The sequence below is a fragment of the Micrococcus sp. KT16 genome (assembly GCF_003315015.1).
Taxonomy (GTDB): domain Bacteria; phylum Actinomycetota; class Actinomycetes; order Actinomycetales; family Micrococcaceae; genus Micrococcus; species Micrococcus luteus.
Genome location: NZ_QNRG01000022.1, coordinates 1 through 18,204, shown reverse-complemented (window position 1 = coordinate 18,204; position 18,204 = coordinate 1). Strand labels below are relative to the sequence as shown.

Here is an 18,204-nt window from a genome sequence, read left to right as displayed (position 1 = left end):
TAGGAACTTCCATCCTGCGGGAGAGGCCCACTCGTCTCATCTCAGCCCGTACCCCGTGGCAAGAACCTCATGACCCACAACACCTAGACTGACCGGCATGAGCGCCCCCATGCACTTCGCCCTGCTCGTCGACCACTGGCTGTTCCGCGTCCTGGCGATCGCCGCGCTCGTGCTCGAGGTCTGGGCGCTGGTGGACGTCGTCCGGCGCCGCCCCGACGACTTCGCCCGCATCGGGGGCCGGGACAGGAGCTTCTGGCTGATCCTCACCGGCGTCGCCGCCGTCGTCGGGCTCCTCGGCGTGCTCGCGGGCGGCGGGATGGGCATGTTCGGCCTCGTGGCCGCGTGCGTGGCGTGCGTCTACCTCGCCGGCCCCCGCCAGGACATGGGCCCGGCCCTGCGCCGCTGAGGGCCCCGCGCCGTCGGCGCGGCCCTCATGACGACGGCGCCACCGCCGCCCAGCGCACGCTCAGCTCCCCGCGCCGCCACTGGTGCGGGCCGCCCAGCACGGGCCAGCCCGCCGCGCGCAGCGTGCCGACCGTCGCCAGCCACCGCTGCCGCGTCCCGTAGGCCGCGAGCGGGGCGTGCGCGGCCCACGCGGCGTCGGCCTCCGCCAGGAGCCGATGGACGGGCTCCCCGGGCACGTGCCGGTGGATGAGGACCTTCGGCAGGCGCGCCGCCACGTCCGAGGGGCGGGCGAAGGACCCCAGCCTGAGGGCCACGGTCAGGCTCGCCGGCCCGTCCCGGCGCAGATCCACCCAGGCCGCCCGCCGACCGTCCTCGGAGCAGGTGCCCTCCACGAGGACGCCGTCGTCGGCGAGCCCCGCGCACAGCAGGGACCAGATCGCGGGCACGTCCTCCTCCCGGTACTGGCGCAGCACGTTGAACGCGCGCACCACGGTGGGCGGCCGCGGCACGGGCAGCTCGAAGCCGCCGACCGCCCAGGTGACCCCCGGCAGGTCGCCGGCCCGCTCCCGGGCCCGGGCCACCCGAGCGGGGTCGATCTCGAGGCCCACCAGCTCGAGGGCCGGGTTCTGCACGCGCAGCCGCTGGGCCATCTCGACGGCGGTCACCGGCTCCGCGCCGAAGCCCAGGTCCACGGCCAGTGGGCGGGGCGTGCGCCGCAGCAGGGGGCCGTGCACGTCCGTGAGCCAGCGGTCCACCCGGCGCATCCGCTGCGCCGCCGTCGTGCCGCGGGTGATGTGGCCCTGCGGGCCCCGGGCGGGGCCGGGGCCGGGCGTCGTGCGCGCGCGCAGCCGCCGGGCCTTCTCCACCATGGGCTCCAGCGTAGGGGAGCGGCGGGACGGGTCCGCCTAGGATGGTGACATGGCGAACACCACGTACACGCTGGTCCTGCTGCGGCACGGTCAGAGCGAATGGAACGAGAAGAACCTGTTCACCGGCTGGGTGGACGTCCCGCTGACCGAGAAGGGGCGCGCCGAGGCCGCCCGCGGCGGTGAGCTGCTGGAGGCGGAGGGCATCCGCCCGGACGTGGTCCACACGTCCCTGCTCAAGCGCGCCATCACCACGGCCAACCTGGCCCTCGAGGCCGCGGACCGCCAGTGGATCCCGGTCAAGCGCAGCTGGCGCCTGAACGAGCGCCACTACGGCGCCCTGCAGGGCAAGGACAAGGCCCAGGTGAAGGAGGAGTTCGGCGAGGAGCAGTTCATGGTCTGGCGCCGGTCCTTCGACACCCCGCCGCCCGCCCTGGACGACGACTCCGAGTTCTCCCAGATCGGCGACGAGCGCTACGCGGACCTGGGCAAGGACGCCCCCCGCACCGAGGCCCTCAAGCAGGTCATCGACCGCCTGCTGCCCTACTGGGAGGAGCAGATCCTGCCCGACCTCAAGGCCGGCAAGACCGTGCTGATCGCCGCGCACGGCAACTCGCTGCGCGCCCTGGTCAAGCACCTGGACGGCATCTCGGACGAGGACATCGCGGGCCTGAACATCCCGACGGGCATCCCGCTGGTCTACGAGCTGGACCAGAACTTCAAGCCGATCACCGCGAACGGCCGCTACCTCGACCCGGAGGCCGCCGCCGCCGGCGCCGCCGCCGTGGCCGCCCAGGGCTCCGCGCACTGACGCGTCCGACGACGACGGGCCGGGACCCCGCCGGGGGCCCGGCCCGTGGCGTCGGGGACGGTCAGGAGCCGGTGGCGTCCGGGCGGTGGGTCGCCCACTCGCCCGTGACGAGGTAGCGCACCTTGGCGGCCACGGACAGGCCGTGGTCCGTGAACCGCTCGAGGTAGCGCGAGGCCAGCGTGACGTCCGTGGTGGTGGCCGGCGTCGCGCTCCAGTCCGGGGCGGCGATCGCGCGGAAGACGGACAGGTGCAGCGCGTTGACGTCCTCGTTGAGGGCGTCGATCCGGTCCCCGTGCGCCAGGTCCTGGGTCTCGAGCAGCAGGAGGACCTCCTCGGCCACCTCCACGGCGGCGTCGCACATCGCGGTGATCACGGTCCGGACCTGTTCCGGGATGACGTGCTCGGGGTAGCGCAGCCGGGTCAGCTGGGCCACGTGGCGGGCGAGGTCGCCCATGCGCTCGAGCGAGGAGCTCATCCGCAGCGTGGCGACGACGGTGCGCAGGTCCGTGGCCACGGGCGCCTGCAGCGCCAGGATGCGCACGGCCTGCTCGTCGAGGGACTCCTGCAGCTGGTCGATCCGCGCGTCCTCCGAGATGACCCGTTCGGCGCCGTGCACGTCGGCCGCCTCGAGGGCGGCCTGCGCGTCCATCATGGCGCGGTGCACGAGGCGGGCGATCTCGGTCAGGTCGCGGCCCAGCCGTTCGAGGTCGGCTCGGTAGAGCTCGCGCATGGTCTCCTCTCCCCGGCGACGCCCGTGCGCCGCCGACCCCGACTCCCCGGGGCAACGGTCCACCCTGGCAGGGCAAGATGAACGGCCCATGAACGCCGATCGTCCGGCGTCTGGCGGGGCCGGGGCAGCCCGTCTCCGGGCCGCCAGAGGCTAGTCTGGTGCCGTGGATCCCGTCATCATCGGCCTGCTGTGCGGAGCGGTCGGACTGTTCACCGGAGTGGCCTCCATGCTGGCCTTCCGGGCGTCCGAGCGCTCGCGGACGGTGGACCTGACGGTCGGCGAGCCCACCCTCGCCCCGGGCGCCGCCGAGGTCCTCTCCGTGGTCGGCCGCGCGTACGCGGTGGTGGACGACGTCGACGGCGTGGTGCGCGCGAACCCCGCGGCCTACGCCCTGGGCCTCGTGCGGGGGCACTCGCTCGTCCAGGACCAGCTGCGCGAGCTCACGCGGACCGTGCGGGCCGACGGCGTCATCGTCGAGCGCCGCATGGAGCTGCCCCGAGGACCCCTCGGGCAGTCGAGCCTCGTCGTCGAGCTGCGCGTGGCCCCGCTGGACGAGGAGTACATCCTGATCCTGGCCGACGACCGCACGGACGTGACCCGCACCGAGGCCATGCGCCACGACTTCGTCGTCAACGTCTCGCACGAGCTCAAGACGCCGGTGGGCGCCATCTCCCTGCTCTCCGAGGCCATCGGCGACGCCGCGGAGGACGAGGAGGCGGTGCGTCGCTTCGCCGCACGCCTGGGCGTCGAGTCCCGCCGGCTCTCGGCCCTCGTGCAGGACATCATCGAGTTCTCCCGGCTGCAGGCCAAGGACGTGGTCCAGGACGGGGGGCCCGTGGACCTCAACGCCGTCGTCGCCGACGCCGTGGACCGCCTGCGCCTGACCGCCGAGGACCGCGGCATCGCGCTGCGCGTGGGCGGCCGCGTGGACGCGGTGGTGCACGGGGACCAGGACCAGCTGATGACCGCGGTGCGCAACCTGGTGGACAACGCGGTGCGCTACTCCCCGGAGGGCACCACGGTCGGCATCGGCCTGAGCTCCGTGGACGGGCTCGCGCAGGTCACCGTCACGGACCAGGGCATCGGCATCAGCCCGGAGGAGCAGGAGCGGGTCTTCGAACGCTTCTACCGCGTGGACGCGGCGCGGTCGCGTCAGACGGGCGGCACGGGCCTGGGGCTGAGCATCGTCAAGCACGTCGTCATCAACCACGGAGGGGAGGTCACCCTCTGGTCCCAGCCGGGCCGCGGGTCGACCTTCACCATCCGCCTGCCCGAGTGGGGGGACGGTGTCGCCGTCGACGGCGCGCCGGGTGCCGCCCACGTCACCGAGCGGCGCGGTCACCGGGTGACCGCCTCGGCCGCACCCCCGACCCGGAAGGAGACGAGCGCATGAGCCGCATTCTGATCGTGGAGGACGAGGAGTCGTTCAGCGACCCCCTGTCCTACCTCCTGGAGAAGGAGGGGTTCGAGGTCACCGTCGCCGCCGACGGCAACGAGGCGCTGAGCGTCTTCGAGCGCGACAGCGCGGACCTGATCCTCCTGGACCTGATGCTCCCGGGGATGTCCGGCACCGAGGTGTGCCGTCAGGTGCGCCAGCGCTCCAACGTCCCCGTGATCATGCTGACCGCGAAGGACTCGGAGATCGACAAGGTCGTCGGCCTCGAGCTCGGCGCGGACGACTACGTGACCAAGCCGTACTCCTCACGCGAGCTGGTGGCCCGCGTCCGCGCCGTGCTGCGCCGTCAGGGGGAGCAGGAGGAGCCGATGTCGGCGACCATCAGCGCCGGCCCCGTGCGCATGGACGTCGAGCGGCACGTCGTCTCCGTGGACGGCGAGCAGGTGTCCCTGCCGCTCAAGGAGTTCGAGCTGCTGGAGATGCTGCTGCGCAACGCCGGGCGCGTGCTCACCCGCGGCCAGCTGATCGACCGCGTGTGGGGCTCCGACTACGTGGGGGACACCAAGACCCTCGACGTGCACGTGAAGCGCCTGCGCTCCAAGATCGAACCCGACCCCTCGAGCCCCCGCTACCTCGTCACGGTGCGCGGTCTGGGCTACAAGTTCGAGGCCTGACCGGCGCGCTCCTCCCGGGACGACGACGGCCCCGGCTCCACCTCGCGGTGGGGCCGGGGCCGTGGCGTGCCGGGCGCAGGCCCGGCGGAGGTCAGTGCTCCTCGCCGTAGTGGTGGGTCTCCTCGTGGAGGTGCCCGACGAGATCCTCCTCCGAGGGCTCGACTCCCTCGGGGAGCAGGTCACGGTACTGCTCCTGGGTGGCGCTCAGCAGCGGGACGGCCAGGTCGGCGGTGCCGCCGTTGCCGGAGACGGTCACGGGCAGGTTCTCGCCGACCCACACGCCCTCGCGCTCCAGGACGGTTGTGTTCGCCTCGTCCTCGAGCTTGCGGCTCTCGCCGGCGGGGACCTTCAGGGTCGCGGAGCCGCCGCCCTCGGCCTGGAAGGTGTAGGTCTGATCCTGGCCGGAGGTGTTCTCCACGGTGCCGATCAGGCGGGCGGGGCCCGACTCGCCGTCGCCGACGAGGGCGAGGTTGCGGTAGCTCAGGAAGTCCTGCTCCTGGCCGTTGATGCCGTCCGAGGGGGAGTACTGGATGGCGGTGGCGATCGGGCTCACGGCGGAGCAGCCGGTGGCGCCCAGCAGGGCGACCGCGGCCAGCGCACCTGCGGCGAGGTGGCGCCGGGCGGGCCGGGATGCGTTCTTCACAGAGGTCTCCTCAGGTGCGATGACGTGCTCAGGAGCCCCGAGGCAGGGGTCCTGCCAGGTCAGGCTACCGCATCCCGGGACGCCGGCCGGCCTGTGGTGCGGGGTCGTCCACTATCACATCCGGAGGCCGAAGATGTGACGGCACGCGCGGCATGACGGGGCCGCATGATAGAATGAGACGACTGAAAGGGGCACAACAACATGGTTTTTGAGGTCGGAGAGACCGTCGTCTACCCCCATCACGGTGCTGCGCGGATCGAGGAGATCAAGATGCGCACCATCAAGGGGGAGGAGAAGATGTACCTCAAGCTCAAGGTGGCGCAGGGAGACCTGACCATCGAGGTCCCTGCGGAGAACGTCGACCTCGTCGGCGTGCGTGACGTCGTGGATGCGGAGGGGCTCGAGCACGTCATGGAGGTCCTGCGCGCCGAGCACGTGGAGGAGCCGACCAACTGGTCCCGCCGCTACAAGGCCAACCTGGAGAAGCTCGCCAGCGGCGACGTCAACAAGGTGGCCGAGGTCGTCCGCGACCTGTGGCGCCGCGACCAGGACCGCGGCCTGTCCGCCGGCGAGAAGCGCATGCTCTCGAAGGCCCGCCAGGTGCTCGTGTCCGAGCTGGCACTGGCCAAGAAGGTCACCGAGGAGGAGGCCGAGGGCCGCCTGGACAAGGTGCTCGAAGGCTGACGAGCAGCACACGGCAGGGGAGGGGCCCGCGTCCACGACGCGGGCCCCTCCCCTGTCTCGTCCCCGGCCACGGCCGTCGCCGCCGGGGGTCCCGGGCCACGGACACCGGCGCGCTCCCTAGGATGAGGCCATGCCCACCGCCCTCGTGATCGCCGCCGCCGGCGCCGGCACCCGCCTCGGTGCCGGGCTGCCCAAGGCCCTCGCCCCCCTCGCGGACGGCCGCACCCTCCTGCACCACTGCCTGGCCTCCGTCGCCACCGCGCGCGCGGCCGGGCTCGCCCTGGACGCCGTCGTGGTGCTCACCCCGCCGGCGGGGGCCGATGCCGGCCGCGTGGCCGCCGAGGTCGACGCCGGCCCGCGCCTGGACGTGCCCGTGCACTGCGTGCCCGGCGGCGCCGAGCGCGCGGACTCGGTCCGCGCCGGGCTCGCCGCGGCCTCCCACGCTCTGGCCGACCTCGCCCCGGCGGGGGCGCCCCGCCGCGTCCTCGTCCACGACGCGGCCCGCGCGCTGACCCCGCCGAGCGTGTTCGGGGCCGTGACGGCGGCGCTCGAGACCGGCGCGGTCGCCGCGATCCCGGGCCTGCCGCTGACGGACACCGTCAAGCAGGTCACTCCCGGCCGGGGCGGCGTCGACGTCGTCGCGGCCACGCCGGCCCGCGCCGGCCTGCGCGCGATCCAGACGCCGCAGGGCTTCGACCTGGACACCCTGCTGGCGGCCCACGAGGCCGTGCGCACGGACCCCACGCTCGACGCCGCGGCGCTCACCGACGACGCGATGGTCATGGAGGCCGCGGGGCACGAGGTCGTGGTGGTGACCGGCGACCCGGCCGCGTTCAAGGTCACCGCCCCCGCCGACCTCGACCTCGCCCGCCTCGAGCTCGCCCGCCGCGCCCCCCAGGAGGAGGCACCCATGGACCAGCCCGCCCGCCCCGCCGCCGCGCCCGCCCCCCTGCCGCGCGTGGGGATCGGCACCGACGTGCACGCGTGGGCACCCGAGGACGCCCCCCGGCCCCTGTGGCTCGGTGGCATCCACTGGCCCGGCGAGCGGGGGGTGGCCGCGACCTCGGACGGGGACGTGGCCGCCCACGCGGCGTGCAACGCCCTGCTCTCCGCCGCCGGCCTCGGCGACCTCGGGGCCGTGTTCGGCGTCGACCGGCCCGAGATGGCGGACGCCTCCGGCGCGGACATGCTCCGCGAGGTGCTGCGCCTGCTGACGGAGGCGGGCCTCGCCGTCGGGAACGTGGCGGTCCAGGTGGTCGCACCCCGGCCCAAGGTGGGCACGCGCCGCGCGGAGATGGAGGCCGCCCTCTCCGCCGCCCTCGGCGGGGCCCCCGTGTCCGTCTCCGCCGCCACCACGGACCGGCTGGGGTTCATCGGGCGCAGGGAGGGGCTGGTCGGGATCGCGACCGCGCTCGTCGTCCCCGCGGCCTGAGCCCGCGTCGGCGCACCGACTAGGCTGGCAGAGCCCCGTCAGGACCCCGCCCCTCCGGAAGGACCGCGCCCCCATGGCCCAGCGCTTCTACGACACCCGCACCGCGCAGATCCGGGACTTCGAGCCCCTCGTGCCCGGCGAGGCGTCGGTGTACTACTGCGGGGCCACGGTGCAGGGCATGCCGCACGTGGGCCACGTGCGCAGCGCGATCGTGTTCGACATCCTCATCCGCTGGCTCGAGGCCACCGGGCTGCGCGTCACCTCGGTGCGGAACGTGACGGACATCGACGACAAGATCCTCGACCGCTCGGCCGCCTCCCACGAGGCCGGCTTCGAGGCCTCGGACCTCTACCCGGCCCGCGAGCCGTGGTGGGCCCTGGCCTACCGGTTCGAGAAGGCGTTCGACGCCGCCTACCTCGCCCTCGGCGTCCGCCGTCCCACCTATGAGCCGCGCGCCACCGGCCACGTGCCCGAGATGTTCGCGCTCATCGAGCGCCTGATGGAGCGCGGCCACGCCTACCCCGCGCAGGACGGCTCGGGCGACGTCTACTTCGACGTCCGGTCCTGGGAGCGCTACGGCGAGCTCACCCGCCAGCGCGTCGAGGACATGCAGGACGCCCCCGACGCCGACCCGCGCGGCAAGCGCGACCCCCGCGACTTCGCCCTGTGGAAGGGCGCCAAGCCCGGCGAGCCCGCCACCGCCGTGTGGGAGTCGCCCTGGGGCGCCGGCCGCCCCGGATGGCACCTGGAGTGCTCGGCCATGTCCACGAAGTACCTCGGCGCCGAGTTCGACATCCACGGCGGCGGCCTGGACCTGCGGTTCCCGCACCACGAGAACGAGCTGGCCCAGTCGGCGGCCGCCGGTGACGGCTTCGCCCGCTTCTGGCTGCACAACGGGCTCGTCACCTACGGCGGCGAGAAGATGTCCAAGTCCGTGGGCAACACGATCTCCCCCGAGGAGATGCTCGGCATGGCCCGCCCGACGGCGGTGCGCTATTTCCTGGGGCAGGCCCACTACCGCTCCCAGCTCGACTACCGGCCCGGCGCCCTCGACGAGGCCGAGGCCGCCGTCGAGCGCATCGAGGGCTTCACGGCCCGCGCCCGCGCCGCCGGCGCCGTCCCGCCCGCCCCCGACGGGGCGCTCGCGGACCGCGTGCCCGCCGCCTTCCGCACCGCCATGGAGGACGACCTCAACGTGCCCCAGGCGCTCGCGGCCCTGCACGAGGCCGTGCGCGCCGGCAACTCGGCGCTGGCCGGGCAGGACCTCGACGCCGCGGCCGCCCGCCTGGCCGAGGTGGAGGCCATGACCGCGGTGCTGGGCCTGGACGACGTGCCCGAGGGCGACGACGCCGCGGCCGGCCCGGTGTCGGACGCCCTCGACTCGCTCGTCCGGTCGCAGATCGAGGCGCGGGCACAGGCCCGCGCGGACAAGGACTGGGCCACCGCGGACCGCATCCGCGATGCGCTGGCCGCGGCCGGCGTCGTGGTGGAGGACGGCGCCGACGGCGCCACATGGCGCCTGGCGGACTGACACCTAGACTGGAGGGCGATCCGGCGGCGCCCCGCGTGCCGCCGCCCCCGTCCCCGGCCCGCAGGAGTCCCGCCATGTCCACCGCCCCCCGCTCCGGCGGATCCCGCAAGCCCAAGGGCAAGAAGGGCCCCATGAAGGGCACCGGCGGCCACGGCCGCAAGGCGCTCGAGGGCCGCGGACCCACCCCCAAGGCCGAGGACCGGGTCTACCACAAGGCGCACCGCGCCAAGCAGCTGGCCGAGCGCTCGTCCGCCAAGCGCGGTCCCGTGAAGGACCAGGTCCGCGGCCGCGTGAAGCTCACGGACGAGACGGTCTCCGGTCGCAACCCCGTGCTCGAGGCGCTACGCGCGGGCATCCCGGCCAAGGCGCTGCACGTGGCCGTGCGCATCGAGATGGACGACCGCGTCAAGGAGGCCCTGCGCCTCTGCCTCGAACAGGGCGTGCCGGTCCTGGAGAACACCAAGCCGGAGCTGGACCGCCTCTCCGGCGAGGCCGTGCACCAGGGCATCGTGCTGCAGATCCCGCCCTATGAGTACGCGGACGCCACGGCCCTGGCCCTCGACGCGCTCGCGAAGCACGAGAAGGGGCACCTGCGGACCCCGCCGCTGCTGATCGCGCTCGACGGCATCACCGACCCCCGCAACCTCGGCGCCATCATCCGGGCCGGCTCCGCGTTCGACGCGGACGGCGTGATCGTGCCCGAGCGGCGCTCCGTCGGCGTGACCGCCACCGCCTGGCGCACCTCGGCCGGCGCGGCCGCGCGGGTGCCCGTGGCCCAGGCCGGCAACCTGAACACCACCCTCGTCGACCTGCACAAGGCCGGCTACTTCGTGCTGGGCCTCGACGGCGGCGGGGACGTCTCCCTGCCCGGGCTCGCCCTGGCCACGGAGCCGCTCGTGCTCGTGGTGGGGGCCGAGGGCAAGGGTCTGTCCCGCATGGTGCGGGAGCACTGCCAGCAGATCGTGTCCATCCCGATCGACTCGACGATGGAGTCCCTCAACGCCTCGATGGCGGTGGGCATCTCCCTGTACGAGATCTCGGTGCAGCGCGCCGGCGGGCGCTGACCTCCACGGCGTCCCGCCCGGGATGACGGCCGGGCGGGGACGCGGGGGTCGCACACGAAGCCCAGCGGGGCAGAGTGTCCACCGTGATGCCCATCACATGGCAGGATGTCGCGTGGACACGCCCACGTCTTGCCCGTGACGCGCGTCACCGCGCACAGTGTCTGCACTGTGTCCGACGGGCCCCCGTCGGCGAGCGCATCCCGCACCGCACCATCAGAACGAGGTCCGTCTCATGAAGCACCGCTCCCTCCCCCTCACCGCCGCCCTCGCCGTCGTCGCCCTCGGGCTCACGGCGTGCGGCGACTCCGGCTCCGGCGGCTCCGGCTCGTCCTCCGCCGCCGGCGGCGAGGGCTCCTACACCGTGGGCATCAACCAGCTCGTCTCCCACCCGGCGCTCGACGGCGCGGCCGAGGGCTTCAAGGAGGCGTTCGAGGACGCCGGCCTGGACGTGACGTTCGAGGAGCAGAACGCCCAGGGCGAGCAGGCCACGGTCACCTCCATCGCCTCCACCTTCGCCAACGACGCGGACGTGGACCTCGTGGCCGCGATCGCGACCCCTGCCGCGCAGGGCACCGCCTCGGCCGTGAAGGACAAGCCGGTCGTGTTCATGGCGGTCACCGATCCCCAGGGCGCTGAGCTCGTGGCCTCGGACGAGGCCCCGGGCGGCAACGTCACCGGCGTCTCGGACCGCAACCCGGTCAAGGAGCAGCTGCAGCTGCTCAAGGACGTGAAGCCGGACGCCACGACCGTCGGCATCGTCTACAACTCCGGCGAGGCCAACTCCAAGGTCCAGGTGGACCAGGCCAAGGAGGCCGGCAAGGAGCTGGGCCTCGAGGTCAAGGAGGCCACCATCACCAACTCGTCCGAGGTCCAGCAGGGCGTGCAGTCCCTGTCCGGCGTGGACGGCATCTACGTGCCCACGGACAACGCCGTCGTCTCGGCGCTGGAGACCGTGGTGGGCTACGGCAAGGAGCAGCGCGTCCCCGTCATCTCGGCGGACATCGACTCCGTCGAGCGCGGCGCCCTGGGCACGTACGGCATCGACTACGAGGCGCACGGCAAGCAGGCCGGCGAGATGGCCGTGAAGATCCTCAAGGACGGCGCGAAGCCGGCCGAGCTGCCCGTGGGCTACGCCGACCCGGCCAACCTGCAGCTCGTGCTGAACCCGAAGGCCGCCGAGGCCTACGGCGTCGAGATCCCCGCCGAGCTCACGGACAGGGCCGATCAGCTCGTCGAGGGCTGATCCCGCGCCTGCCCGCCTCCGCGGCGGCCCGGACCTCGTGGTCCGGGCCGCCGCGGAGCACGTCGACGGCCGGCCCACCCCGTCCCGCCGTCGTCCGTCCCCCCCTCGCACCGCCCGAAAGGCACCCGCCCCATGCTGACCGCAGTGGAACTGGGTCTGATCTACGCCGTCGTCGCGCTCGGCGTGTACCTGACCTTCCGCATCCTCGACTTCCCCGACCTCACGGTGGACGGCTCGTTCACCACCGGCGCCGCCACGGCCGCCGTGCTCATCACGGGCGGCACGCCGGTGCCCCTGGCCATGCTCGCCGCCTTCGTGGCGGGCGCGCTCGCGGGCCTCGTCACCGGCCTGCTGCACACGAAGGGCCGGATCGACGGCCTGCTCGCCGGCATCCTCACGATGATCGCGCTCTACTCGATCAACCTGCGGATCATGGGCAAGGCCAACATCCCCCTGCTCGGCCAGGACACCCTGTTCACGTGGCTCGGCGACCTGGGACTGGCCCGGAACTGGGGCTCGATCCTCGTGCTCTTCCTCGGCGTGTTCGTGGTGAAGCTGATCCTCGACTGGTTCCTGCACACGGACCTGGGCCTCGCCCTGCAGGCGACCGGTGACAACGAGGAGATGATCCGCTCGTACGGCGTCTCCACGGACCGGATGAAGATCCTCGGCCTCATGATCTCCAACGGCCTCGTGGCCCTCGGCGGCTCCCTGCTGGCCATGTACCAGGGCTTCGCGGACATCTCCATGGGCATCGGCCTCATCCTCGTGGGCCTGGCGTCCGTGATCGTGGGCCAGGCCGTGTTCGGCCAGCGCACGGTCTTCTGGGCGACGCTCGCCGTGATCGTCGGCGCCGTGCTCTACCGCCTGATCATCCAGTTCGCCCTCAACGCGGGCCTGAGCCCGAACGACATGAAGCTGATCTCCGCGGCTCTCGTCGTCGTGGCCCTGCTGCTGCCGCGCTTCGGCTTCGCCAAGCGCCTGAGCCTGCGCACTCGGGGCACGGCCGCGACCCCGGGGCCGGCCGCCGCCGCTCCGGCCACCGCCGGCATGCCTTTGACCGGCGAGCCGGGCGGCGCCGCCCCCGCCGCATCCGTCCCCGAGGAGGCCCCCCGTGCTTGAGATCTCGCAGGTCTCCAAGACCTTCTTCCCGAACACCGTCAACGAGCGGCGCGCCCTGCAGGGCATCGACCTGCACCTGGCCGAGGGCGACTTCGTCACCGTGATCGGCTCCAACGGCGCCGGCAAGTCCACGATCCTGAACACGATCGCCGGCAAGCTGCTCCCGGACACCGGCACCGTGGCCGTGGGCGGCAAGGACGTCACCCGCATGCCGGACCACCGCCGCGCGGCCTCGATCGGCCGGGTGTTCCAGGACCCGACGGCGGGCACGGCACCGAACCTCACGATCGAGGAGAACATGGCCCTGGCCTGGCGACGCGGGCACGCCCGCGGGCTCTCGCGGGGCGTCTCCCGCGCCCGGCGCGCGATGTTCCGCGACGAGCTCACGAAGCTCGAACTCGGCCTGGAGAACCGCCTCACCGCCAAGGTCGGGCTGCTCTCCGGCGGCCAGCGTCAGGCGCTCAGCCTGCTCATGGCCACGTTCTCCGGACCGAAGATCCTGCTGCTGGACGAGCACACCGCCGCCCTGGACCCGTCCCGGGCGGAGCTGGTGACCCGCCTGACCCGGCAGGTGGTGGCCGAGCACCGGCTCACCACGCTGATGGTCACGCACAACATGTCCCAGGCCCTCGAGGTCGGCAACCGGCTGATCATGATGCACGACGGCCGGATCATCCTCGAGCTGGACGAGCAGGAGAAGGCCGGGCGCACCCCGGCGGACCTGCTGGCCGAGTTCGGCAAGATCAAGGGTGCCGTCGTGGACGACAAGACCATGCTGTCCTGAGCGTCCCGTCCGGCGCCCCCGTGTCCCCGGCCCGCCCCTCCGCCCCACGGCGGGCGGGCGGGCCGGCCGTTCTCACCGGCGCGGCCGCGGGGTAGCGTCGTGGCGTGAGCACCGTGAAGCCCGACACCCAGAGCGCCACCGCAGCCGATGTCCGCCTCCAGACCGTCACGGGGCGCATCCCGGTGACGGACGTGCAGCCCGTCGTGCTGGACGGCCGGTTCCCGGCGAAGGCCGTGGTCGGCGAGGACATCCCCGTCCGCGCCACCGTGTTCCGCGAGGGCCACGACTCCGTGCGCGCCACCGTCCGTCTGCTCGACCCGGCCGGCGCCGAGGTGCAGCGCGTGCAGATGCGTCCGGGCCGGCCCGGGCTGGACGAGGTCGTGGCCACGCTGCGGCCCGCCGAGCCGGGCCTGCACCAGTTCGTGGTCGAGGGCTGGGACGACCCGGTGGGCACGTGGAAGCACGCGGCCACCGTCAAGATCGCCGCCGGCATCGACGTGGAGCTGATGCTCGCCGAGGGCGCCGCCCTGTTCCGCCGGGCCGCCGAGGACGCGGAGCGCTCGGCCGAGGACCGCGCCGTGTTCGAGGAGGTCGTTCGCGGCCTCGAGGACGAGTCCCTCATCCCGGCCCAGCGCCTGGCCTCCGCCGAGTCGGCGGAGGTGTCCGCCGTCCTCCACGCCCGCCCCGTGCGGGAGCACCTCACGAGCTCCGAGCTCTACCCGCTGGACGTGCAGCGCGAGCTCGCCGGCCGCGGCGCCTGGTACGAGTTCTTCCCCCGCTCCGAGGGCGCCCGCTTCGACGAGGCCTCCGGCACGTGGTCCTCCGGCACCTTCGGGACGGCGGCCGACCGGCTCCCGGCGGTCGCCCGGATGGGCTTCCAGGTGGTCTACCTGCCGCCGATCCACCCGATCGGCACCACGCACCGCAAGGGTCCGAACAACACGCTGACGGCCGGGCCGCAGGACCCGGGCTCGCCGTGGGCGATCGGTGGGCCCGAGGGCGGACACGACGCCGTGCACCCGGACCTGGGCACCGTCGAGGACTTCGAGGCGTTCGTGGCCGCGGCCGCGGACGAGGGCCTCGAAGTGGCCCTGGACCTGGCCCTGCAGTGCTCCCCTGACCACCCGTGGGTCACCGCACACCCGGAGTGGTTCACCACCCGCGTGGACGGCACCATCGCGTATGCGGAGAACCCGCCGAAGAAGTACCAGGACATCTACCCGCTGAACTTCGACAACGACCCGGACGGCCTCGCCCAGGCGGTGCTGGACGTGGTGCGGGGCTGGGTGGCCCGCGGCGTGCACATCTTCCGCGTGGACAACCCGCACACCAAGCCCCTGTGGTTCTGGGAGTGGCTGATCGCGAAGGTCCGCGCCGAGGAGCCGCGCGTCGTGTTCCTCGCCGAGGCCTTCACCCGTCCCGCGATGATGCACGCCCTGGGCAAGGTCGGGTTCCAGCAGTCCTACGGGTACTTCACCTGGCGGAACACGGCCGAGGAGCTTGCGGAGTACCTCCAGGAGATCTCGCACGAGACGCCGGCGTTCTATCGCCCCAACCTCTTCGTCAACACGCCGGACATCCTCACGGAGTACCTGCAGCACGGCGGCCCGGGCGCGTTCCGGATCCGCGCCGTCGTCGCCGCCACGGCCAGCCCGCTGTGGGGCGTCTACGCCGGGTTCGAGCTGTTCGAGCACGTGGCCCGGCCGGGCGCGGAGGAGTACATCGACAACGAGAAGTACGAGTACCGCCCCCGGGACTGGGAGGGCGCGGAGGCCGCGGGTGCCTCGCTCGCCCCGTACCTCACCCGGCTCAATGAGATCCGCGCGGCGCACCCGGCGCTGGGCGACCTGCAGAACCTGACCCTGCACGCCTCGACGCACCCTGACCTGCTCGTGTTCTCGAAGACGCGCTCGGCCCGGCCCGAGGGTGCGCACCGGGACGCCGAGGCGGTCACCGACGCCGGTCCCGCGGAGGACACCCTGATCGTCGTCGTCACCACGAACCCGCACGACGTCGTCGAGGCGACCCTGGACCTGGACCTCGAGGCGCTGCGTCTGCGCCCCGAGGACCGCGACGCGTCCGGGGCCGTCGAGGTGGAGGACCTGCTCACCGGCCAGCGCTGGCGGTGGGGCCGCACCCCGTACGTCCGCCTGGACCCGAACGTCGAGCCCGCCCATGTCCTGCGGGTCGTCCGGAACGGCTGAGCCGCTCCCGACGCCCGCCGTCCCCAGAACAGGAATCGCCATGACCCCGTCCGCCGCCCCCCGTCCCGCCGTCGCCCCGCTCGCCGTGGACCCGGAGGTGCTGGCCGCCGTCGCGCAGGGCCGGCACCACGATCCGCACACCGTGCTGGGCGCCCACCCGCATCCCGACGGCGCGGCGGTCACCTACCGCGTGCTGCGCCCGCTGGCGCGCACGGTCACGGTGGTCCGCGCCGGCGACGGGCAACGGGTGGAGCTGACGCACGAGCACGACGGCGTGTTCGCGGGCGTGGCCCCGACGCCCCGCGTGGCCGGGGCCGCCGCGGGCGACTACCGCGTCGAGGTGGCATACGAGACCGAGGACGGCACGACCGGCCCCGTCCAGGAGCAGGACGACGCGTACCGGCACCTGCCCACGCTCGGCGAGCTGGACCTGCACCTGATCGGGGAGGGCCGGCACGAACGGCTGTGGGAGGTGCTCGGCGCCCGCGTGGTCCGCACCTCCGCGGGCGAGGCCGTCGGCACGGCCTTCGCGGTCTGGGCGCCGAACGCGCGGGCCGTGCGCGTGGTGGGCGACCACAACGGCTGGGACGGCCGGACCCATGCCATGCGGTCCCTCGGCTCCTCCGGCGTGTGGGAGCTGCTGGTGCCTGGCGTCGGTCACGGCGACCGCTACAAGTTCGAGATCCTCGGCCGGGACGGGCTCTGGCGGCAGAAGGCGGACCCGATGGCCCGCTGGACGGAGGTCCCGCCGGCCACGGCCTCGCGTGTGCTCGAGTCCGACTACGCCTTCGGGGACCGCACCTGGATGGAGCGCCGCCGTCTCACGGACCCGCACGAGCGCCCGCTGAGCATCTACGAGGTGCACCTGGGCTCGTGGCGGCCCGGGCTGGACTACCGCGAGCTGGCCGAGCAGCTCGTGGAGTACGTGCAGTGGCTCGGGTTCACGCACGTGGAGTTCCTGCCGGTCGCGGAGCATCCGTTCGGCGGGTCCTGGGGCTACCAGGTGACCGGCTACTACGCCCCCACCTCCCGGTTCGGCTCCCCGGACGAGTTCAAGCACCTGGTGGACGCGCTCCACCGGGCGGGGATCGGCGTCATCGTGGACTGGGTGCCGGCGCACTTCCCGAAGGACGAGTGGGCGCTCGCGCGCTTCGACGGGACCGCCCTGTACGAGCACCCGGACCCGCGGCGGGGCGAACATCCCGACTGGGGCACCCTCGTGTTCGACTTCGGCCGCACCGAGGTCCGCAACTTCCTCGTGGCCAACGCGCTCTACTGGCTCGGCGAGTTCCACATCGACGGGCTGCGCGTGGACGCCGTCGCCTCGATGCTCTACCTGGACTACTCGCGCGAGGACGGGCAGTGGGAGCCCAACGTGCACGGCGGCAACCACAACCTCGAGGCCATCGACTTCCTGCGCGAGGTCAACGCGACCGTGTACCGCCTGCACCCCGGCGTCCACATGATCGCGGAGGAGTCCACGGCCTTCTCCGGGGTGAGCGCTCCCGTGGACGCGGGCGGTCTCGGCTTCGGCAAGAAGTGGAACATGGGCTGGATGCACGACACCCTGGCCTACCTGTCCCAGGACCCGGTCAACCGCCGGTGGCACCACGAGCAGTGGACGTTCTCCATGGTGTACGCCTACTCGGAGAACTACGTGCTGCCGCTGTCCCACGATGAGGTCGTCCACGGCAAGGGCTCCCTGCTGGGCCGCATCCCGGGCGACCGACGGCAGCAGCTGGCGACCCTGCGCGCCTACTACGGGTACATGTGGGCGCACCCCGGCAAGCAGCTGCTGTTCATGGGCGGGGAGTACGCGCAGCCGAGCGAGTGGTCCGAGGGCGAGGGCCTGGACTGGCCCGTCTCGTGGGATGAGGCGCACCGCGGGGTCCAGCTGACGATCCGGGAGCTCAACGCGCTCTACCGCAGCAAGCCGGCGCTGTGGTCGCTGGACCACAGCCCGGAGGGATTCTCGTGGGTGGACGGCGGCGACGCCGACGGCAACACGCTCGTGTTCCTCCGCATGCCCGCGGCGCAGGTGGTGCCGGAGACACGGATCGACGACGACGGCGCCGCGGTCCCGGCCGCTGAACCGGGCGGCGCCCCGCTGCTGTGCATCACCAACCTCTCGGGGTCGCCGCGTCAGGGGCTGCGCGTGGGGGTGCCGTCCGCGGGGGAGTGGACGGTGGTGCTGGACACCGATGCGACCGACTTCCACGGTGACGGCTGGCGGGAGCAGACCGGCCAGTCCGAGGTGATCGCGGCACACGAGGGCCAGTGGCAGGGCCAGCCGGCCCACGTCACGGTGAACGTGCCGGCGCTGACCACCCTGTGGCTCCAGCCGACCCTGGACACGACGGCCACGCCCTGAGGAGTGGTGCACGTCACGGCCGGGGGTGACGGCGCTGGAGCGTCGAACGGGGCGGGCCAGGCCGAAGGAATCCGCGAGAACAGGCGGAAACCGGCCGCCCACCCTTGACCGCACGCCGGGTGTCACCCCTGATTTTGTGTTCGGTGGGGTTCGTGTGTAGAGTTCCATCTCGTGCTCAAGACGCCGACCGGGTGACCGGGAGGCGGGGTGAAGAACACAGAATCCGCGGATTCATGCCGAGAAT

At 73.2% G+C, this 18,204-nt stretch carries 16 protein-coding genes; 13 read left to right on the top strand and 3 right to left on the bottom strand.

The features are described from left to right. Nucleotides 1–109: 109 nt before the first annotated feature. Nucleotides 110–406, top strand: a complete 297-nt coding sequence (locus DE149_RS11365; RefSeq protein ID WP_063189348.1) for a DUF2516 family protein — start codon at nt 110–112, stop codon at nt 404–406. A 25-nt stretch (nt 407–431) separates the two neighbouring features. Here the strand turns inward: DE149_RS11365 and DE149_RS11360 are convergent, their stop codons facing one another. Beyond that, nucleotides 432–1,274, bottom strand: coding sequence for a hypothetical protein (locus DE149_RS11360; protein WP_044658509.1), 843 nt, complete (start codon nt 1,272–1,274; stop codon nt 432–434). 49 nt (nt 1,275–1,323) lie between these two features. Between DE149_RS11360 and DE149_RS11355 the strand changes: the two genes are divergently transcribed. Then, nucleotides 1,324–2,082, top strand: coding sequence for a phosphoglyceromutase (locus DE149_RS11355; protein ID WP_063189350.1), 759 nt, complete (start codon nt 1,324–1,326; stop codon nt 2,080–2,082). A gap of 61 nt (nt 2,083–2,143) precedes the next feature. Here DE149_RS11355 and phoU read toward each other — a convergent pair whose 3' ends face one another. Next, nucleotides 2,144–2,812: a phosphate signaling complex protein PhoU gene (gene phoU, locus DE149_RS11350; protein WP_063189352.1), complete on the bottom strand. Its 669-nt coding sequence runs from the start codon at nt 2,810–2,812 to the stop codon at nt 2,144–2,146. A 163-nt stretch (nt 2,813–2,975) separates the two neighbouring features. Between phoU and DE149_RS11345 the strand changes: the two genes are divergently transcribed. After that, nucleotides 2,976–4,205, top strand: coding sequence for a cell wall metabolism sensor histidine kinase WalK (locus DE149_RS11345; RefSeq protein WP_036384686.1), 1,230 nt, complete (start codon nt 2,976–2,978; stop codon nt 4,203–4,205). Next, entirely contained in the window at nt 4,202–4,882 is a 681-nt protein-coding gene (locus tag DE149_RS11340; RefSeq protein ID WP_002858071.1) for a response regulator transcription factor, read from the top strand. Before DE149_RS11345 ends, DE149_RS11340 begins: the two co-directional genes overlap by 4 nt. A gap of 91 nt (nt 4,883–4,973) precedes the next feature. Here the strand turns inward: DE149_RS11340 and DE149_RS11335 are convergent, their stop codons facing one another. Further along, complete coding sequence (locus DE149_RS11335) at nt 4,974–5,525, bottom strand: hypothetical protein (protein ID WP_036384688.1); 552 nt, start codon at nt 5,523–5,525, stop codon at nt 4,974–4,976. A gap of 201 nt (nt 5,526–5,726) precedes the next feature. On the opposite strand from DE149_RS11335, the gene DE149_RS11330 reads away from it, so the two are divergent. The 9 genes from DE149_RS11330 (at nt 5,727) to glgB (ending at nt 17,960) form a co-directional block, all read left to right on the top strand. Then, nucleotides 5,727–6,209 (top strand): CarD family transcriptional regulator, encoded by a 483-nt coding sequence (locus DE149_RS11330; protein WP_002858073.1) that lies wholly within the window; start codon nt 5,727–5,729, stop codon nt 6,207–6,209. 130 nt (nt 6,210–6,339) lie between these two features. Then, a complete protein-coding gene (gene ispF / locus DE149_RS11325; protein WP_113914507.1) occupies nt 6,340–7,641 on the top strand; it encodes a 2-C-methyl-D-erythritol 2,4-cyclodiphosphate synthase in 1,302 nt (433 codons plus the stop codon). A gap of 73 nt (nt 7,642–7,714) precedes the next feature. Beyond that, nucleotides 7,715–9,172, top strand: a complete 1,458-nt coding sequence (cysS, locus tag DE149_RS11320; protein WP_041104726.1) for a cysteine--tRNA ligase — start codon at nt 7,715–7,717, stop codon at nt 9,170–9,172. A 74-nt stretch (nt 9,173–9,246) separates the two neighbouring features. Then, the gene (rlmB, locus tag DE149_RS11315; protein WP_113914506.1) at nt 9,247–10,236 is read left to right on the top strand and encodes a 23S rRNA (guanosine(2251)-2'-O)-methyltransferase RlmB; all 990 of its coding nucleotides are present in this window, start codon (nt 9,247–9,249) and stop codon (nt 10,234–10,236) included. Between the two features lie 232 nt (nt 10,237–10,468). Then, nucleotides 10,469–11,479 (top strand): ABC transporter substrate-binding protein, encoded by a 1,011-nt coding sequence (locus DE149_RS11310; protein ID WP_041104728.1) that lies wholly within the window; start codon nt 10,469–10,471, stop codon nt 11,477–11,479. 132 nt (nt 11,480–11,611) lie between these two features. Next, nucleotides 11,612–12,601 (top strand): ABC transporter permease, encoded by a 990-nt coding sequence (locus DE149_RS11305; RefSeq protein ID WP_113914505.1) that lies wholly within the window; start codon nt 11,612–11,614, stop codon nt 12,599–12,601. After that, on the top strand, nt 12,594–13,385 hold the full coding sequence (locus DE149_RS11300) for an ABC transporter ATP-binding protein (RefSeq protein ID WP_036382449.1): 792 nt from the start codon (nt 12,594–12,596) through the stop codon (nt 13,383–13,385). The genes DE149_RS11305 and DE149_RS11300 overlap by 8 nt, the downstream gene beginning before the upstream one ends. Before the next feature lie 104 nt (nt 13,386–13,489). Continuing rightward, a complete protein-coding gene (locus DE149_RS11295; protein WP_070708927.1) occupies nt 13,490–15,589 on the top strand; it encodes an alpha-1,4-glucan--maltose-1-phosphate maltosyltransferase in 2,100 nt (699 codons plus the stop codon). Nucleotides 15,590–15,629: 40 nt separating this feature from the next. Continuing rightward, entirely contained in the window at nt 15,630–17,960 is a 2,331-nt protein-coding gene (gene glgB / locus DE149_RS11290) for a 1,4-alpha-glucan branching protein GlgB (protein WP_069941551.1), read from the top strand. Nucleotides 17,961–18,204: the final 244 nt, after the last annotated feature.